Annotated in this window: 16 protein-coding genes; 2 read left to right on the top strand and 14 right to left on the bottom strand. The window is 37.0% G+C overall.

The genetic code is table 11. The features are described 5' to 3' along the window. Positions 1-121: 121 nt before the first annotated feature. Together CD003_RS02405 and CD003_RS02400 are read left to right on the top strand one after the other, a co-directional pair. Complete coding sequence (locus tag CD003_RS02405; RefSeq protein ID WP_096199293.1) at positions 122-841, top strand: response regulator transcription factor; 720 nt, start codon at positions 122-124, stop codon at positions 839-841. Further along, a complete protein-coding gene (locus tag CD003_RS02400) occupies positions 825-3,002 on the top strand; it encodes an ATP-binding protein (RefSeq protein WP_096199292.1) in 2,178 nt (725 codons plus the stop codon). Before CD003_RS02405 ends, CD003_RS02400 begins: the two co-directional genes overlap by 17 nt. 57 nt (positions 3,003-3,059) lie before the next feature. Here the strand turns inward: CD003_RS02400 and pyrE are convergent, their stop codons facing one another. The 14 genes from pyrE to ileS form a co-directional block, all read right to left on the bottom strand. After that, positions 3,060-3,692: an orotate phosphoribosyltransferase gene (gene pyrE, locus CD003_RS02395; protein ID WP_096199291.1), complete on the bottom strand. Its 633-nt coding sequence runs from the start codon at positions 3,690-3,692 to the stop codon at positions 3,060-3,062. After that, a complete protein-coding gene (gene pyrF / locus CD003_RS02390; RefSeq protein WP_096199290.1) occupies positions 3,689-4,402 on the bottom strand; it encodes an orotidine-5'-phosphate decarboxylase in 714 nt (237 codons plus the stop codon). The genes pyrE and pyrF overlap by 4 nt, the downstream gene beginning before the upstream one ends. Next, positions 4,402-5,316, bottom strand: coding sequence for a dihydroorotate dehydrogenase (locus CD003_RS02385; RefSeq protein ID WP_096199289.1), 915 nt, complete (start codon positions 5,314-5,316; stop codon positions 4,402-4,404). The genes pyrF and CD003_RS02385 overlap by 1 nt, the downstream gene beginning before the upstream one ends. After that, positions 5,313-6,092: a dihydroorotate dehydrogenase electron transfer subunit gene (locus CD003_RS02380; RefSeq protein ID WP_096199288.1), complete on the bottom strand. Its 780-nt coding sequence runs from the start codon at positions 6,090-6,092 to the stop codon at positions 5,313-5,315. The genes CD003_RS02385 and CD003_RS02380 overlap by 4 nt, the downstream gene beginning before the upstream one ends. Before the next feature lie 14 nt (positions 6,093-6,106). Continuing rightward, positions 6,107-9,295: a carbamoyl-phosphate synthase large subunit gene (gene carB / locus CD003_RS02375; protein WP_096199287.1), complete on the bottom strand. Its 3,189-nt coding sequence runs from the start codon at positions 9,293-9,295 to the stop codon at positions 6,107-6,109. Positions 9,296-9,307: 12 nt separating this feature from the next. Continuing rightward, positions 9,308-10,393, bottom strand: a complete 1,086-nt coding sequence (locus CD003_RS02370; protein ID WP_096199286.1) for a carbamoyl phosphate synthase small subunit — start codon at positions 10,391-10,393, stop codon at positions 9,308-9,310. Further along, on the bottom strand, positions 10,390-11,676 hold the full coding sequence (locus tag CD003_RS02365) for a dihydroorotase (protein WP_096199285.1): 1,287 nt from the start codon (positions 11,674-11,676) through the stop codon (positions 10,390-10,392). Before CD003_RS02365 ends, CD003_RS02370 begins: the two co-directional genes overlap by 4 nt. Next, on the bottom strand, positions 11,676-12,569 hold the full coding sequence (locus tag CD003_RS02360) for an aspartate carbamoyltransferase catalytic subunit (RefSeq protein WP_142302828.1): 894 nt from the start codon (positions 12,567-12,569) through the stop codon (positions 11,676-11,678). The genes CD003_RS02365 and CD003_RS02360 overlap by 1 nt, the downstream gene beginning before the upstream one ends. A gap of 169 nt (positions 12,570-12,738) precedes the next feature. Beyond that, positions 12,739-14,043, bottom strand: a complete 1,305-nt coding sequence (locus CD003_RS02355) for a solute carrier family 23 protein (protein ID WP_096199283.1) — start codon at positions 14,041-14,043, stop codon at positions 12,739-12,741. Between the two features lie 49 nt (positions 14,044-14,092). Continuing rightward, positions 14,093-14,632 carry a bifunctional pyr operon transcriptional regulator/uracil phosphoribosyltransferase PyrR gene (gene pyrR / locus CD003_RS02350; protein WP_096199282.1) on the bottom strand — a complete coding sequence of 180 codons (540 nt, stop codon included), beginning with the start codon at positions 14,630-14,632 and terminating at the stop codon, positions 14,093-14,095. A 232-nt stretch (positions 14,633-14,864) separates the two neighbouring features. Beyond that, positions 14,865-15,773 (bottom strand): RluA family pseudouridine synthase, encoded by a 909-nt coding sequence (locus CD003_RS02345; protein ID WP_096199281.1) that lies wholly within the window; start codon positions 15,771-15,773, stop codon positions 14,865-14,867. Positions 15,774-15,775: 2 nt separating this feature from the next. Then, a complete protein-coding gene (gene lspA / locus CD003_RS02340; protein WP_257008144.1) occupies positions 15,776-16,252 on the bottom strand; it encodes a signal peptidase II in 477 nt (158 codons plus the stop codon). Positions 16,253-16,351: 99 nt separating this feature from the next. Continuing rightward, entirely contained in the window at positions 16,352-17,002 is a 651-nt protein-coding gene (locus CD003_RS02335; RefSeq protein WP_096199279.1) for a TraR/DksA C4-type zinc finger protein, read from the bottom strand. A 166-nt stretch (positions 17,003-17,168) separates the two neighbouring features. Further along, on the bottom strand, positions 17,169-19,931 hold the full coding sequence (gene ileS, locus CD003_RS02330; RefSeq protein ID WP_096199278.1) for an isoleucine--tRNA ligase: 2,763 nt from the start codon (positions 19,929-19,931) through the stop codon (positions 17,169-17,171). Positions 19,932-19,949 lie beyond the last annotated feature (18 nt).

Raw genomic sequence — 19,949 nt, 5'->3', positions numbered from 1 at the left:
TAAAATAACATCTCTAAGAGAGTAAAAATAAAGTAAAGATAGTGTAAATAGTTAGAATATTTCGTAGACTAACTTTAAAAAATACAATATGATGATAATAAAAGATTATTAGGAGGACACGATGGCATTTGAGCATATTGTCGTAATAGATGATGAAGAAGAAATCGGGGAACTCCTCAGCCTTTATTTAAAGAAAGAAGGGTATACATACACAGTAGTCCAAGAAGGTCTTAAAGGGATTGAAGTAGTAAAAGAGGAAAAGCCAGACCTAATCATACTTGATATCTTTTTACCAGATGTAAGTGGCTTAGATGTTTGTCGAACGATTCGTACATTCTCAGAAACTCCTATTCTATTTCTGAGCTGTAAAGATACTGAGGTCGATAAAATAGTTGGGTTAACTATCGGAGCAGATGATTATATTAGCAAACCGTTTAGTCCGAACGAATTAATTGCACGTATGAAAGCACATTTAAGAAGGGTTAGACTATTAAAGAAACCTTTTAATGAAGAAATGAAAAATGAAGAACCTTCATTTCTCATTTCAAAATCTCTAAAGCTTGATTTAAAGAAGCACGAGTCTTTGCTACATAATAGACCCTTGACCCTTTCAGCAAAAGAATTTCAGTTGCTAAGCTTTTTTATGGCACACCCAAAGCAAGTATTTAGTACGGAACATCTATTAGAAAAAATATGGGGTTATGAACAATATTTAAATACGAAGACTGTCAAAGTACATATTGGGAATTTGCGAAAGAAAATTGAAGAAGACCCGAAGAATCCTAAGATTTTACTAAATATTCGAGGCGTAGGTTACAAATTTAATGAAGATAATACGTAAGAATTTTAATTGGAAAGTACTTACTAAATCATTCTCATTCAGAATTTTAGTAGTCATGCTAATCGTTGCTATCATTCCTATCATTATTTTCGGAACTTATTCAATGAAGTTTGTAAAAACATCCTTAGATGAAAGTGCCTCTAATTCAACTGAAGCCATTAGTGAACATTTAATTGAAGTGTATCAACGAAATATCTTAGGACAAGCTCAGCATATCGACTTAGAGTTAAAGCTTGTTGAACAAAACGTTATGATGGTTAAACAAATGACAGAGGAAATATTTCAAAATCAAGATACATATATGCCTATTGAAGAAATAGTATTAACAAAAGCTGAAGAAGGTTATTATTGGGACCAGATTGTTCAAAGAGGTTCATCTAATGTAGGAGTGCTCGGTCAGAGGGAAATAACGGTTGAATTACTTGATAATTTATCAAGAAGCAAATACTTAGAGCCATTATTTCAACAATCACTTAAGCAAAACGACAATATTTCAGCTATTTATTTTATTATGCCAGATTCATCTTGGCGTATTTTTCCTGCAATGAATTTAGAAAGGGAAGTCTCTGAAAGATTTTTCGATCCATCTACGCCAATTACCGATTACCCATTCTATCAATCAGCTTTGACTAACAATCATGATATTAATAGAACCATATGGACAGAGCCATACTTAGACGTAACACATCGAATGCTTATGTTTTCTTCTACTACACCTGTTTACGATAATGAAACATTACTTGGTGTTGTAGGCGCTGACATTACAATTGAAACGGTCATTAATAATATCTTAAATATCAAATTCAAAGATGATAATGCCTATTCTTTTTTAGTAGATAAAGAAGGCAGTCTAATTGCAATACAAGAAAATGGAATCGATCACTTTAAGGCTTTAGAAATAAAAAATCGGTTAGCTAACAATAAGCAATTACCTAAAATCTCTTATTTACAGGATGATAATATCCTTCTTTCTAGTGTAATTCCTACAACTGACTGGTACCTAGGATATGTACTTCCAAAAGAATCGCTTGTAGGACCAATTAAAGTAATGACAACAGAGTTTATCAAAGGTAGCGAATCAAAAATTATTACCCAAATTGCCTTAATGTCATTTCTTTTACTTTGTTTATGTATCATGCTTTCTATTATGTTACGCACAAGCATAACTACGCCGATCAACGATTTAATCTATGGTTTTAGTAAACTAGGTACTGGGACAACCGACATCATAACTAAATCGAAATTCACAGAATTCCAACACTTAACAGACTCATTCAATTCAATGAGTAGCCATATTGATTATTTGCTTCATCAGTTAGAAAATCGATTGGAAGAAAAAGAGCATTTACATAATGAACTCATCCAATTAAATTACCAATTAGAACAAATTGTTGAAGCTCGAACGAAAGAATTAATTACAACGAATAGGCAGTTAACTGAAAAAAATAAAGAGTTAAAAAAGGTGCAAAAGGCAAGATCTGAGCTTATCTCTAACTTGTCACACGATTTTAAAACTCCGCTAACTGTGATTTCAGGGTATATTGAAGCTTTTCAAGATGGCATAATCCCTAAAGAAGAAGAAAAAATGTATTTAGAGAAAATGAATCAGCGAATTCTTTCCTTAAATCGATTAGTTAAAGATATGCATGAATTAAGTTCACTTGAGAGTAACAAGTCAATATTACGTAAAGAGAAAAAGTCCTTGTTACAAATAATTGAACTTATTGAAATGGGGACAAAAACGAAGCCAATAGACAAATTTGCTGTTAAAGTGTATTGGGACAAAGAATTGAAAGATACTTTTCATTCACTTTCAATTGAAGTCGATATTGTCTATCTTAACCGGGCATTGGATAACATAATAGAAAACGCAATAAAATATGGGGATTCCGATAAACCATTAGTAATTGAAGTGAAAATTGAGCACGATAATTTAACTATCGATATTACTAACGAAGGGCAAGGCATTCAAGCTGAACATTTACCCCATTTATTTAAACGGACCTATCGTGTGGACAAAGCTAGAAATTCTAAAAAGGCTGGACACGGGCTTGGTTTAGCAATTGTAAAGGAAATTATTGAAGCACATAATGGAAAGGTCAGTGTATCAAGTGAAGTCGGAAAAACTACAACGTTCACACTAGAATTCCCACTATATTAATAAGAGGATGGAACAAAAGGTCCGATTTTGACCTATTATCCCATCCTTTTTTCGTAATTATCCATTCATCCATTCAGTTGTTGATGGATTTTCACGCCATTTTTTTAGCTTCGTTACTTCTTCATCTGTTACATGGTTGCTTTCAAGAGCAACTTGGATTAATGTTTCATAATCAGTCAGTACTGAATATGCTAGTCCTGCTTCTTCAAGCTGCGTATTTCCCTTTTCTAAACCATATGTAAAGATTGCTACAACTCCAATTACTTCAGCTCCAGCTTCACGTAACGCTTCAGCTGCTGTAATAACACTACCACCAGTTGAAATTAAGTCTTCAACAACGACTACTTTGTCTCCAGACTTGATCGCACCTTCTATTTGGTTTCCTTTACCATGGCCCTTTGACTTACTACGAACATACACCATTGGCAAGTCCATTCTTTCACTAACCCACGCTGCATGAGGAATACCTGCTGTAGCAGTTCCAGCAATAACATCGACAGTAGAGTAATTTTCTTTAATTAACTGTTCAAGTCCGGAAGCTACTTCTCTTCTAATAGCTGGATATGACAAAGTTAATCTGTTATCACAATAAATTGGCGACTTCATTCCAGAGCTCCATGTAAATGGTTCACTTGGGCTTAAGCTTACTGCCTTAATTTCTAGTAAATGCTTTGCAATTGCTTCTTTCATGACTGACACTCCCATTCTCTGAGTACTTTTTCATAAGCTGTCTTTGGATCGGCACTTCCAGTAATACTACGACCAACAACAATTCCCCAGCTACCTAGCTTACGAGCTTGCTCAGGAGTAGTGACACGTTTTTGGTCTCCTACTGCATCTCCAGCTAATCTAATTCCAGGGGTTACCGTAATAAAGGATGACTGACATGCTTCCTTTATTAAAGGGACTTCTAATGAAGAGCAAACAACTCCATCTAGCCCACTAGCTTCTGCTAATTGAGCATATCCTTTTACTGTGCTTTCAAGAGAGCCTTGAATTCTAAGTTCATTTTGCATCATTTCTTCTGTGGTACTAGTAAGCTGAGTCACCGCAATTAATTTCGGACGAGTAGTACCTGCAGCCGTTCCAGCCTCTAAGCCTTCACGGGCAGCCTTCATCATCGCACTTCCTCCAGCAGCATGAACGTTAACAATATCTATATCTAATCTAGCAAGTGCCTTCATTGCTTTATTAACAGTATTAGGAATATCATGAAGCTTTAAATCTAAGAATACATTATGCCCTCGGTCCTTAAGCTTTTCAATTAAAGCTGGACCTGTGCTATAGAAAAGCTCCATTCCCACTTTTACATACAAATTTTCTCCCTCGAAAGGTGTTAAAAAATTAGTAACCTCTTTTTCACTTGAGAAATCTAAAGCAATAATTACTGGTTGACTCATTACTCTTTCCAACTCCCTCCAGTTAATTCTGAGATGTGCTCTACCTTCATTTCGTCTAATAACGTTGGTAGCTCCTCTATAATTGTTGGACAAATGAATGGGTCTACAAAATTTGCCGTACCTACTGCGACTGCACTTGCACCTGCTAAGAAAAACTCAATTACGTCTTCAGCCGTTTGAATCCCACCCATTCCAATAATCGGAATCGAAACAGCTTGGCTTACTTGATGAATCATTCGAATGGCTACTGGTTTAATTGCGGGACCAGATAACCCTCCTGCCCCATTTGCTAGGATTGGCTTTCTTGTTTTTAAATCAATTCTCATACCCAGTAATGTGTTAATCATTGATAGTCCATCCGCACCTGCAGCTTCAACAGCTTTTGCCATAGCGACAATATCAGATACATTTGGTGAAAGCTTCACATAGACAGGAACGGAAGAAGCATCCTTTACCTTTTTCGTTAACTCAGCTGCTACCTCAGGCATCGTGCCGAAGGCAATTCCACCCTTTTTAACATTCGGACAAGAAATATTAAGTTCTAACGCCGTAACATTTGGTGCTTTTGACACCCTTTCTGCTACCTCTATATAATCTTCCATTTCAGAACCAGCTACATTCGCTACGATTGGAACATCGTATTTTTCAAGCCAAGGTAGTTCATTTGCCATGATTTTCTCTACGCCTGGATTTTGAAGTCCGATTGCATTTAACATACCTGCAGAAGTTTCCGCTACACGAGGAGTTGGATTTCCATAACGTGGCTCTATAGTTGATGCTTTTACTGCAATCGCACCTAATTTGCTTAAATCAAAATACTCAGCATACTCTTTTCCGAATCCAAAACAACCTGATGCAGGCATAATTGGATTTTTCATTGATAATCCTGGTAACTCAATTGCTAAACGACTCATAGGATAACCTCCCCTACTGGAAATACTGGGCCATCACTACAGATTTTTTTATATGATGTTCCTGTTGGGTCATTTTGCAAATGACAAACACAGGCAAAGCAAGCACCAATTCCACAGCCCATTCGTTCTTCAAGTGATAAATAAGCTCTTCTATCATGGAACCGTGCTTCCAATGCTTTAAGCATTGGATTAGGACCACAAGAGTATAGAATGTCAAAGTCGGCTAGATTTTCATTATCAATAACATCTGTAACAAACCCATTCGTGCCATGACTTCCATCTACAGTAGCTACATATGTTGGTCCAAGTTCAGCGAACTTCTCTTCATAAAAGACATCTTTAGATGAAGCAAAACCAAGGACATGGACAACATTCACTCCTCTTGCCTTTAGTTGTTGAGAGAGGTAGTACAGTGGAGGAACACCAATTCCGCCACCGACTAATAGTGCGGTTTCTCCCTCATTCGCTTCTTCAACTGGAAAACCTGTTCCAAGTGGGCCCATTACGTCGACTAACTCTCCCATTACTCGTTCAGAGAGAAGTGATGTACCTTTTCCATCAGCTCGATATAACATTGTAAGTAATTGCTTTTCTAAGTCAACATTGCAAATACTTATTGGACGGCGGAGAAGAGGGTCAATCCCTCTGCCCACCTTTACATGTACGAATTGACCTGGGTTTACCATTTTCGTTACCAGTTCACCTTGTAGCGTGATTTCAAAAATCCGGTCAGCGACTTGTTCTTGTTGGACAATCGTTAAAAGACCTTTCTTCATCCGGTCCGCCTCCTTTATTCCATTGCTGGCATACTTTCTGATGCAAATGTAATTAGTTCTAATACACGAAGTAGCGCCTCAGCTGTATCAATGCTTGTTAAACAAACAACGCCATTTTCAACTGATTCACGACGAATGCGGAAGCCATCACGTGCAGGTTGTTTCCCTTTTGTTAATGTGTTAATAACAAATTGTGCTTGTCCTTGGCGTATTACGTCTAACAGATTTGGTTTAACATCACCAATTTTATTTACAACTGTTACTGGGATATTTTCTTCTTGGATTAGACTTGCTGTACCAGCTGTTGCTAAAATATGATAGCCAATGCGATTGAAGCGACGTACAAGAGCCATTGCTTCATCTTTGTCTTTATCGGCTACAGTAAATAATACGGAACCATGCTTTGGAATCTTCATTCCTGATGCAATTAAACCTTTGTATAATGCTTTTTCAAGTGTGTAGTCACGCCCCATTACTTCACCTGTTGACTTCATCTCAGGTCCTAATGTAATATCAACTCTTCTTAGCTTAGCGAATGAGAATACAGGTACTTTTACAGACACTTCATTCTTTTCTGGATGATATCCAGTTTCATATCCTAAGCTCGGGAGTTTTTGACCTAAGATAGCTTTTGTTGCAAGGTTCGCCATCGCTACACCTGTAATTTTACTTAAGAATGGTACAGTACGACTTGAACGTGGGTTTACTTCAAGCACATAAACTTCATTGTCATGAAGAACAAACTGAATGTTCAAAAGTCCCACTATCTTTAGTCCTCTTGCTAATGCAATCGTACGCTCTATTATTAAATCTTTGATTTCTTGTGTTAATGTTTGTGGTGGATACACTGCAATTGAGTCACCTGAGTGAACTCCCGCACGTTCGATATGCTCCATGATACCTGGGATATACACATTTTCACCATCAGAAATCGCATCTACTTCAATTTCTTTACCAGTTAAGTAACGGTCAATTAAAACTGGATGCTTTGGATTTATTTTTACTGCGTTCGCCATATAGTTAAGAAGTTCGCTTTCTTGATATACAATTTCCATTGCACGTCCACCAAGTACATACGAAGGGCGTACTAATACCGGATAGCCAATATCAGTTGCAATTGCTACTGCTTGGTCAACTGATGTTGCTGTTTTTCCTAATGGTTGAGGTATACCAAGGTCTTGAAGTGTGCTCTCAAATTTATCACGATTTTCTGCACGGTCCATATCTTCAAGAGCTGTACCTAGGATTTTTACTCCACGCTCTTGTAAATCTGCCGCTAGATTTATCGCTGTTTGTCCACCAAATTGAACGATAACCCCTTCTGGATTTTCATTTCGAACAACATGCATAACATCTTCAACTGTTAAAGGCTCGAAGTATAGCTTATCAGAAGTACTAAAGTCTGTTGAAACAGTTTCTGGGTTATTGTTAATAATAATTGCTTCATAACCTGCTTCTTTAATTGCCCATACCGTATGAACCGTTGCATAATCGAACTCAATTCCTTGCCCAATACGGATTGGACCTGAACCTAATACTAGGATGCTTTTCTTATCAGAGTTAACTGATTCATTTTCAACTTCATATGTTCCATAATAATAAGGAGTAGCAGATTCAAATTCTGCTGCACATGTGTCAACCATTTTGTAAACTGGCATAACTCCTTCTTGTTCTCTAAGGTTATAAATTTCTTTTTCTTCTTTGCCCCATAGTTTAGCAATTGTGATATCTGAGAATCCTTTTTCTTTTGCTTCTTGAAGAACTTCAATATTACCAACTTGCTCTTTTAACGTCTTTTCAAGCTCGACGATTCCTTGTAATTTATAAAGGAAGAAGAAATCAATTTTGCTTAATTCCCAAATTCTTTCGATTGTATAACCACGACGTAATGCTTCACCAACAATAAACAAACGCTCATCATCTGGTTTTTCTAAACGGTTATCGATGACATCATTTTCAAGCTTATCAAAACCTTCTTGCTCAATATGATATACATTTGCTTCTAGAGAGCGAACAGCTTTTAGTAGCGATTCCTCTAAGTTACGGCCAATCGCCATGACTTCTCCAGTCGCCTTCATTTGTGTTCCTAGTGAACGATTTGCAGCTTCGAACTTATCAAATGGCCAGCGAGGAATTTTACTTACTACATAATCAAGTGCTGGCTCGAAGCTAGCATATGTTGTTTTCGTTATAGGGTTTTTAATTTCATCTAGTGCATAGCCAACTGCAATTTTTGCTGCAATTTTCGCAATTGGATAACCAGTTGCTTTTGAAGCTAATGCTGATGAACGACTAACTCGAGGGTTAACCTCGATAATGTAATATTGATAGCTATCAGGGTCTAGAGCAAACTGAACGTTACATCCACCTTCAATCCCTAAAGCACGAATAATTTTTAATGAAGAATTACGCAACATTTGATATTCACGGTCAGCTAACGTTTGTGATGGAGCTACAACAATTGAATCACCTGTATGTACACCAACAGGGTCAATGTTTTCCATGTTACATACAACGATTGCTTGGTCTTTAGCATCACGCATTACTTCATATTCCACTTCTTTAAAGCCTGCAATACTTTTCTCTACCAAACACTGTGTTACTGGACTATATTTAAGACCACTAGCTACGATTTCTTTTAAATCATCTTCATTATATACAAGTCCTCCACCAGTGCCACCTAACGTATAAGCTGGTCTAACAATGATAGGGTAGCCTACTCGCTCAACGAATTTATACGCACCTTCTAAAGTCGTTATAATTTCACTATCAGGAACAGGCTCATTTAAGTCATTCATAAGGGTACGGAATAAATCTCTATCCTCTGCTTGTTTAATAGCACCTAAGTTAGTACCTAATAATTCAATATTATATTCGTCTAGAATTCCAGACTCATCAAGCTCTACTGCCATGTTTAAACCAGTTTGTCCACCAAGTGTAGCTAATAAGCCATCAGGACGCTCTTGGCGAATAATACGACTTACAAACTCGAATGTAATTGGTTCGATGTATACTTTGTCAGCCATCGTCGTATCTGTCATGATTGTCGCTGGATTTGAGTTAATTAAAACAACATTATAACCTTCTTCTTTTAATGCTTGACATGCTTGCGTCCCTGCATAGTCAAACTCTGCAGCTTGTCCGATTACAATTGGTCCCGATCCGATTACTAGAATTTTCTTTACATCAGTACGTTTTGGCATGTTGTCTCCCCCTTAGCCTTTTACCTTCGTAGATTTATGTGCTTCGATCATTTCAATAAATTCGTTAAATAAATGGTTTGAATCTTCAGGTCCAGGAGATGCTTCTGGATGATATTGAACGCTAAATGCTGGATAATCTAAATGTGAAACTCCTTCAACCGTTCCATCATTTACAGAGATATGCGTCATTTCTAAACGAGTATCCTTTAATGACTCAGGGTCAACCGTATACCCATGGTTTTGTGATGTAATGTCGATTTTACCTGTTTTAATTTCTTTTACTGGATGATTTGAACCACGGTGACCAAATTTCAGCTTGCTTGTAGTTGCTCCACAAGCTAATGATAATAATTGATGACCTAAGCAAATTCCGAAAATAGGAACCTTCCCAAGTAATGATTGAATCATTTCAATTCCTTCTGGTACATGTACTGGGTTACCTGGTCCATTACTTAACATAATTCCATCTGGACGTAGACGTAATACTTCCTCAGCTGTTGCGTTATAAGGAACAACTACCACATCACAGTCACGATGAATTAAATTTTGTAAGATTCCATGTTTTGCACCGTAATCAACTAAAACAATACGATGACCTCGACCTGGAGCATGGTATGGATCTTTTGTTGATACTGTAGCTACTTGGTCTGTATATAAAACATCTTGAAGGCTTGCAACAACTGATTCTACGTTTACATCCATGTTGCAAAGCTTTCCTCTTAATGCCCCATGTTTACGAATTAATCTAGTTAATTTCCTTGTATCAATTCCTTCTAACCCTGGGATACCTTTTGCTTTTAACAGTTCATCAATTGATTCTTCACAACGCCAGTTGCTAGGATGTACTGCTGCTTCTTTTACAATTAACCCATGAACTGCTGGTACAATTGATTCAAAGTCATCTCTATTCACACCATAGTTTCCAATTAATGGATATGTCAATGTAACAATTTGTCCACAATATGAAGGGTCTGATAAAATTTCTTGATAGCCAGTCATTCCTGTATTAAAAACTACTTCTCCCTCTTTTACTTCCTCAGAGCCAAAGCCTTTACCAACAAATACTGTACCGTCTTCTAAAATTAATTGTCGTTTCATTTTGCTACCCCTTTCTTCTCCCAAACTAGTTTCCCATCAACAATTGTTGTCGTTGTCCATCCTTTACAATTCCAATCTGTAAATGGTGTGTTCTTTCCTTTTGATGCAAAGTTATCAGGATTAATTGCTTCTTCGTTATCTAGGTTTATGATAGCAATGTCAGCAAGTGCTCCCTCTTCTAATTTACCGTATGATAAGTTAAACGTTTCTGCCGGCTTAACAGTTAACCAATCAACTAATTGCTTTAACGTTATAACACCTTTTTCTACTAGGTTTGTATATAAAAGTGGGAATGCTGTCTCTAATCCAACAATTCCGAATGGTGCAAGTTGAATTGATTGCGCTTTATCGTCAGCAGAATGTGGTGCATGGTCTGTCGCGATAAAATCAATTGTGCCATCTAAAAGACCTTCAATTAATGCATCTCTATCTTCTTTTCCACGTAAAGGTGGATTCATTTTAAAGTTAGTATCTAATGAAGGAATATCTTCATCACAAAGTAATAAATGATGTGGTGTTACTTCTGCTGTTACTTTAATACCTGCTTTTTTTGCGTCACGTACTACACGGACAGACTCTTTTGTACTGATATGACATACATGATAGTGAGCCCCAGCCGCTTCGGCTAATAGCACATCTCTAGCAATATGAACTGATTCACATACAGAAGGAATACCGTTAATTCCGTGTTTTTCTGAGAATGTTCCTTCGTGAACTGAGCCTTTATTGATTAGTGTGTTATCTTCGCAATGTGCAACAATTGCCTTATCAACTTTAGCTGCTTCCTTCATTGCTGCTAGCATCATGCCCGCACTTTGTACACCGACACCATCATCAGTAAAAGCAAATGCTCCAGCTTCTTTTAATTCAGCAAAGTTCGTTAATTCTTGACCTAATTCTCTAATTGTAATAGAAGCGTATGGTAATACGCGTACGTGAGCCGTCTCTTTAATTCGGGTTTGTAGCCATTCCATTTGCTCTTTCGTATCAGGTACTGGTCTAGTGTTAGGCATTGGAGCAACCGTTGTGAAACCACCTTGTGCTGCTGATAGTGTTCCTGTTTCAATTGTTTCTTTATGCTCCCCACCAGGTTCACGTAAATGAACATGTAAATCAATCATTCCTGGAATAACAAGCTGACCATTCACATCGATTGTTTTTTCAGCCTCTATCGACAAATTCTCACCAATCGTTTCAATTTTATTTCCTTTTACTAAAACATCTCTTTGAACTAATTCACCATTTCCATCAATGATTTTTCCATTTTTAAGTAACATATTCATTAACGTGCACCTCCGCTTTTTTCTATCGCTCTTTTTAAAACTGCCATTCTTACAGCTACCCCATTTGTCATCTGTTTAAAAATTCTTGAACGAGGGCATTCGACTAGTTCATCAGCAATTTCCACTCCCCTATTAATAGGAGCAGGATGCATAATAATGCTATCCTTTTTCATTCTCATTTCTCTTTCTATTGTTAAACCAAAATTTTCATGGTAGCTTCCTGTTGTGACCGTTTTTACTGCGTGACGCTCATGTTGAATTCGTAGCATCATCATCACATCTGCCATTTCAACAGCATCGTCGATATCAATGAACTGTCCATATTGCAGTGTCTCATCAATCCACTGTCTTGGACCAGAAAACCAAACGCTAGCACCTAAACGATGGAGAACTTCTGCATTCGAACGCGCGACACGACTATGACGAATATCCCCTACGATTACTACCTTTAATCCTTCAAATGAGCCGAATTCTTGTTTGATTGTAAGTAAGTCTAATAATGATTGAGTTGGATGATGCCCACATCCATCGCCTCCGTTTATTATTGGGATATTAATTTTATCTACGAGTTCATCGTAATAGTGGTCTTGCTCATGACGAATGACAACTATATTTGTACCTATCGCTTCTAACGTTTTCACAGTGTCATATAGTGTTTCACCCTTCTGAACACTTGACGTTTGAGCTTCAAAATTTAGCACTTGTAAGCCTAATTTTTTTTCAGCTACTTCAAAACTAAATTTCGTACGTGTACTTGGTTCAAAGAATAAATTTGTAACAAATGTTTCTTTATTGGGCTGCCAGCGCTCTCCATTTAAAAATGATTGAGCTTCGTGTAAGATGTAATGTATTTCCTCCGTATCTAGCATGGGCATAGTTAGTAGGTGCATCATGAGCCATCTCCCTCTCATATATGTAAAATAAAAAGCTGTGTACATTTTTTAAAAAACACCCTAAGAGTTATTCTTAGGGTGTAACAAAGCAGAAGTAATCAAACGTACTGAATACTTTTCCTTCTAAACACCCTTTTAAGTCTCTCTGTACTTATTTTAAAGGGATTGCTTATGAATTTGTCTCTTCTATTTCAAACATTGGTTTCTTACCGTAGCTTTCTTCTTTCCCAGGCAATATAAGATGTAAAACAATACCGATAATTGTCGCTAATGCCATTCCAGCAATTTGAATTGTGTCTGTTACTTGAATGAACGCACCACCAATACCGATGACTAGGATAACTGATGAAATAATTAAGTTACGTTTTAAACCAATGTTGATATTATTATCTATTAACATGCGTAAACCTGAAGATGCGATGATACCGAAAAGTAAGATTGAAACTCCACCCATTACCGCTGTTGGTATCGTAGTAATTAATGCTGAAATTTTACCGATGAATCCGAAGAAAATTGCAAGTACTGCTGCTCCACCGATGACGAACACACTATAAACTCTCGTAATCGCAATAACTCCAATGTTTTCTCCGTAAGTAGTATTTGGTGGTCCACCTAAGAATGAAGCAATCATTGTTGCTACTCCATCACCGAAAAGGGAACGGTGTAACCCTGGTTTTGCAATAAAGTTCTTCCCGACAACCTTACTTAACACCATTTGGTCACCAATATGTTCTGAGATTGTTACTACTGCTATCGGAACCATAATTAATGCAATTTCCCACGAGAATGAAGGACTATATGTTACAAAAGGGACTATAAAGTTTGGCATCGCGAACCATGCAGCTTCACTAACTGGAGAAAAGTCGATTAATCCTTGTACATAGGCAAACGAGTAACCACCAACGATTCCAAACATAATTGGAATTAAGCTAAAAAATCCTTTAAAGAACATTGATGCTATAACTGTAATCGTTAAAGTGACTAGTGCTACGATAAAGAACTGCGTATCATATGTTCCTGTTACGGGGTTGTTCATAGCCATGTCAATCGCTACTCCAGCTAACCCTAACCCGATAACCATAATAACAGGGCCAACGACAATTGGCGGTAATAATTTGAGCAACCAGTTGATTCCACTTGCTTTAATTAACAGTGCGACTAACCCGTAAACAAGACCAGCTAGGAAGCTCCCTACCATTGCTCCTTCTGGTCCACCTAACGAAGTTGCCGCTATTATTGGAGCAATGAATGCAAACGAAGAACCTAAGTATGCTGGAACTTGTCCTCTTGTAATGAGTAAATACGCTAGTGTACCTAATCCACTTGAAACTAACGCTACTGCAGGACTTAAATCTACTAAGAATGGTACTAAAATTGTTGCACCAAACATTGCAAATAAATGCTGAAGACTTAAAGTAAGCCATTTATCTATTCTTGGTATTACTCGAATTCCTACTTCTTGCTGTTTAGCCACTGGTGTGTTCCCCCTTAAAATCCTCTGTGTTTATCTTTATGAACCACTTTTATTTCTGTTTGATACTTACTTCATCAACTTCATCAATTTCTTTTAAATTTGCTGCAATAATTTCTTCTTTTGAAGTTGGGACATTCTTACCTACATAGTCTGGACGGATTGGCAGCTCCCTATGACCTCTATCAATTAGAACTGCTAGTTGTATTTGAGCTGGTCTTCCTAAATCGATTAATGCATCTAGGGCAGCGCGTACGGTGCGGCCTGTGTATAAGACATCATCAATTAGGATAACTTTTCTATCCGTTACATCCATCGGTACATTAGTACCCTTTAATAAAGGTTCTTCTGAAGCTGTTTTCACTGTTAAATCATCTCTATACAATGTAATATCAACTTCTCCAACCGGAATACTCATGCCTTCTATTTGCTCAATACGTTCTGCTAATCGCTTTGCAAGATAAATCCCTCTTGTTTTAATTCCTACGAGTACACAATTTTCAATTCCTTTATTACGTTCGATAATTTCATGTGCTATTCTCGTAGTTGCTCGTTGTATTGCTTGTTCGTCAAAAATCACACGTTTACTCATAATTATAAACACCTCACTTTTTAGTACTACTAGATGTTAGAAGCGGTCACAATAATAAAAAATCCCCTCACCGCGTTTGATGAGAGGATAAAGCCATGCAAATTTTATCTAATAGGTACACTTCACCCATTAAATTATTTCCGCTTCCTTCTCAGCCTCACGGGACTGTAGTTAAAGGACCTATTAAGTTCTTAATACATTATTTCAAATTTCGACATAGAAGTCAATAACTTTATTTTCTTAATTTATCTAATAGCTCGTCCATTTCTTTCGGTAAAGGTACTTCAAAAACCATTTCTTCACCTGTACGAGGATGGGTAAATCCTAATACTGATGCATGTAATGCTTGTCCGTCAATTTCAAGTGTCTTTTTCGGTCCATATTTAGGATCACCTGCTAATGGAAACCCAATATACTTCATATGAACACGAATTTGATGTGTTCTACCTGTTTCTAATTGGCATTGAACATACGTAAAGTTTTCAAAGCGCTCTAATACAGTAAAATGTGTAACCGCATCACGACTATTTTCTTCAGTTACCGTCATACTTTGTCTATCTTTTTTATCTCTGCCGATTGGTGCATCAATTGTTCCGTGCTCGTGTGCAATAATTCCATGAACAATTGCCTTATACACTCTTTTTGTTGTCTTCGCTTTAAGTTGCTCTACCAATGACTCATGTGCTTTGTCATTTTTTGCTACCATTAATAACCCTGATGTATCCTTATCAATGCGATGAACAATACCTGGGCGGATTACACCGTTAATACCAGAAAGGTCTTTACAATGGTACATAAGACCATTAACAAGAGTGCCAGAATAATGTCCTGGTGCTGGATGAACAACCATCCCTTTTGCTTTATTTACAACTATCACATCAGCATCTTCATAAACAATATCTAAATCCATTTTTTCTGGTGTGACTTCTAATATTTCAGGCTCAGGAATTTCTAACAGAACCATATCATTTACTTGTACTTTATAATTAGTTTTTACTTGCTCATTATTAACTTTAATATGTCCATCTTTAATCCATTGTTGTACTAGGGTTCTTGACCACTCATCATGTTTGGTCGTAATTAATTTATCTATTCTATCGTTTTTATTTTCTTCATCTACTGTCCATTCAAACAATTCCATAATTATTTCTCCTTTAGTTTTCTCTCATCAAGTATCATTTTAATAATAAGTAAACCTACACCTATAACTAAAGCCATATCTGCTACGTTAAAAATTGCAAAGTCATATGTAAAAATATAAACATCAATAAAGTCGACTACTTCGCCCCTAAAAACACGATCGATAAAATTTCCAATCGCACCACCTAAAATGACTCCCAAGATGATACCTAAGAAACGGCTCGTTTTCGCTTCCTTTTGAATATAATAAACAAGAAATCCTACAACTAGTACCGTAATAATATAGAAGAACCACATTTGACCTTGTAAAATACCGAATGCAGCCCCTTGATTTCGGTGGGACGTGAAATATAATAGACCATCTAATATTGATATTCTTTCCCCAATTACCATTGAAGTATCAACAATCCATTTTGTTATTTGATCAAATATAATAACTAATAACGCTATTAAATAATACAACAACATTTGCTCCTCCATCTCTCTTTTCTATAATTGTCTATTAATAAGCAACCTGTTAAATGTAATAACCAATTTTTTCACTTTATTATCTTAGCACAAAATAGGGGGTGTGTCCCCCTACTTATCATTTAAATAGCGATCATAATGAATATTACGTTGAAATTCTACATTTTCATCCCCTTGATAACCTTCAATCCCTGTAGAGACAAAGCCTTCTAACTCTTCAACATAACCGACTAATTCATCAGTTTTATCAAGTGATGCATCTTCAAAAATCATCGAGTTTTCATTAAATGAAGCAACAGATTGATATGCATCTTCTGCATCGAACTGTGTCTCATCATCTCTATTATCAAAATTAAATTGGTCAAAGCCAGTTAGAACCTCTTCTTCAACTGGACGATGTTCACTTATCGCACCTGATGATTGCTCAACGACCGTTCGCGCTGTTGGATTTGCTTCTAATCGTTCGACTGGAATTTGTTTTCCTGTTACTTCACAAATACCATATGTTCCATTTTTAAATTTTTCTAAAGCATGGTCTAAGTCCTTTAACTCTTGCTCAAGATGTTCATGTAATGCAATATCTTTTCCCCGTTCATATGTTTCTGTCGCCGTATCAGCTGGATGGTTATCATACTGAGATAACTCACCAGTAGAGAAGCTAGCACTTGCCGATAAACCATAATGGTCAGATTCACGTAAGCGAGCTTCTATCTTATCTTTTCTATCCTGCAGCTTCTGCTTTAGGTGAGAATAGTTACTCATCAAACTCCCCCTCTTTGTTTAGTCAGAGCAAACTGATTTACTCACCTTTTAGTTTGACCTCCATTCTTTATGTTAGCCAGAAAATCTTTAGTGCATTATTACATAAAAAGGAAAAAGGCTGGGACAAAAGGTCGTTTGACCTTTTGTCCCAGCCTACTTAAATTGATTAGCTATAATGATTCGTCACTGTTGTTGCACAATCCGGACATAATGTAGGGTGTTCTTTGTTTTCACCAACTTTAGGTGTAACAATCCAACAACGCTCACATGTTTCTCCCTCAGCTTTTTCAACAACAATCGAAACTTGGTCAAATTCTTGTGCATTTGCTGGAGCATTGTTCTTATCATCTGCAACCTCTGCATGTGAAACAATTAAAAGCTTGTGAAGATTTCCAACACTGTCTAATAATTGTTTAGTTTCCTCATTTGGATAAAGTCTCACTGATGCTGTGAGTGATTTACCAATAGTTTTCTCATTTCTAGCCGTTTCTAGTGCTTTTAACACTTCATCACGAACACTCATAAATTTGTCCCATTTCGCCTTTAGTTCATCAACATTTTCAAAGTTAACTACTTCTGGCATATCAGTCAATTGAACGCTTTCCCCTTCTGAGCCTGGGATAAATGGCCAAACTTCATCTGCTGTATGAGATAAAATCGGTGATACAAGTTTCGTTAATGCCACTAGGATTTCATACATCACAGTCTGAATACCACGACGAGCTTCACTATCAGCATGATCAATGTATAATGTATCCTTTGCAATATCCATATAGAAAGAACTTAAATCAATTGTACAGAAATTGTGTACAGCATGATAAACAGAAGAGAATTGATATAGGTCGTATGAATCTTTTGCTTTCTTCACAACATCGTTCAGTTTTACAAGCATGTATAAATCAAGTTCTGATAAGTCCTCTTTCTTAATAGCATTTACTTTCGGATCAAAATCATGTAAGTTTCCAAGTAAGAAACGGAACGTATTACGGATTTTACGATACACTTCAGATACCTGCTTCAATATTTTATCAGAAACACGTACATCCGCTTGATAATCAACTGATGCAACCCATAGACGTAAAATATCAGCACCTAGTTGCTTCATAACATCATTTGGAACAACAACATTACCAATAGATTTACTCATCTTACGCCCTTCACCATCAAGAGCAAATCCGTGACTTAAAATACCTTTATATGGTGATTTACCTGATACAGCAACACCAGTTGATAAAGATGAATTAAACCATCCACGATATTGGTCTGAGCCCTCTAAGTATAAATCAGCTGGTCGTTGTAATTCATCACGTTCAACTAATACTGCTTGGTGAGACGAACCTGAGTCGAACCAAACATCCATAATATCCATTTCACGAGTAAATTCACCATTCGGGCTATATTCTGATTTGAATCCTTCTGGAAGTAAGTCTTTTGTATCCCACTCAAACCAAATATTAGAACCATGCTCTCTAAATAAGCTTGAAATATGGTTGATCGTTTCATCTGTAATAATTGCTTCATTATTTTCACCATAAAAGACAGGAATCGGTACACCCCACGCACGCTGACGAGAGATACACCAGTCTCCACGATCTCTCACCATGTTGTGAAGTCTCGTTTCACCCCATGTAGGAATCCATTCTACTTCTTCAATAGCTTGTAATAGCTCATTACGGAAGTCTTTAATGGATGCGAACCATTGAGCAGTAGCACGGAAAATAACAGGCTTTTTCGTTCTCCAATCATGCGGATATGAGTGAGTCATGAACGTAAGCTTTAATAATGCCCCTACTTCTTGAAGCTTTTCTGTAATTGGTTTATTGGCTTCATCATAAAATAAACCTTCAAACCCTGGAGCTTCTTCTGTCATTACACCTTTATCATCAACTGGACAAAGAACATCTAAGCCATATTTTTGACCTACAATAAAGTCATCTTCGCCGTGCCCTGGTGCTGTATGTACACAACCCGTACCAGCATCTAACGTTACATGTTCACCACACATTACTAATGATTCACGGTCATAAATTGGATGTTTAGCTATGATGTTTTCCATTTGAGCACCTTTTAATGTCCCAGTTACCTCATAACCATCCCACTCTAAATCTTTTACGAGTGTTTCAAGTAGACCAGATGCAACGATAAGCTTTTTATCATTAACTTTTACAATGCTATATTCAAGGTCTGGATGTACTGAAATACCAAGGTTTGCAGGAATTGTCCATGGAGTAGTTGTCCAGATAACAATCTGCTCATCTCCTGCTAAAACACCTTTGCCATCTTTCACAGGGAAAGCGACATAAATAGAAGGTGAACGCTTATCTTGATATTCAATTTCCGCTTCTGCTAATGCTGATTCAGATGATGGAGACCAATAAACCGGCTTCTTCCCTTTATAAATAAAGCCTTTTTTCGCCATCTCACCAAACACTTTAATTTGTTGAGCTTCATAGCTTTTATCTAACGTAATATAAGGGTTTTCCCAATCACCGCGTACACCTATACGTTTAAATTGTTCACGTTGACGATCGATTTGCTTTAATGCATACTCCTCACAAAGTTTACGGAAGGCTGCTACACTCATCTCTTTGCGTTTTACTTTTCCGCTCTTTGTAAGTGCAGTTTCAATTGGTAATCCATGAGTATCCCAACCTGGTACATACGGTGCATTAAAACCGCTCATTGATTTATATCGAACGATAAAATCTTTAAGAACTTTGTTTAAGGCATGTCCCATGTGAATATCACCATTCGCATATGGAGGACCATCATGCAAAATGAACAATGGACGTCCCTTTGTTCTTTCTTGTACCTTCTCATAAATATTCATTTCTTCCCATTTTGTTTGAAGCTCAGGCTCTCGATTCGGTAAGTTCCCACGCATTGGGAATTCCGTCTTCGGCATTAGTAATGTGTCTTTGTATTCCACGAAAAAAACCTCCTATGT

It is taken from the genome of Bacillus sp. FJAT-45350 (assembly GCF_002335805.1).
Lineage (GTDB): Bacteria > Bacillota > Bacilli > Bacillales > NISU01 > FJAT-45350.
Note: the sequence above shows the minus strand (reverse complement) of the source record. Positions and strands in the feature narration are given on the sequence as shown.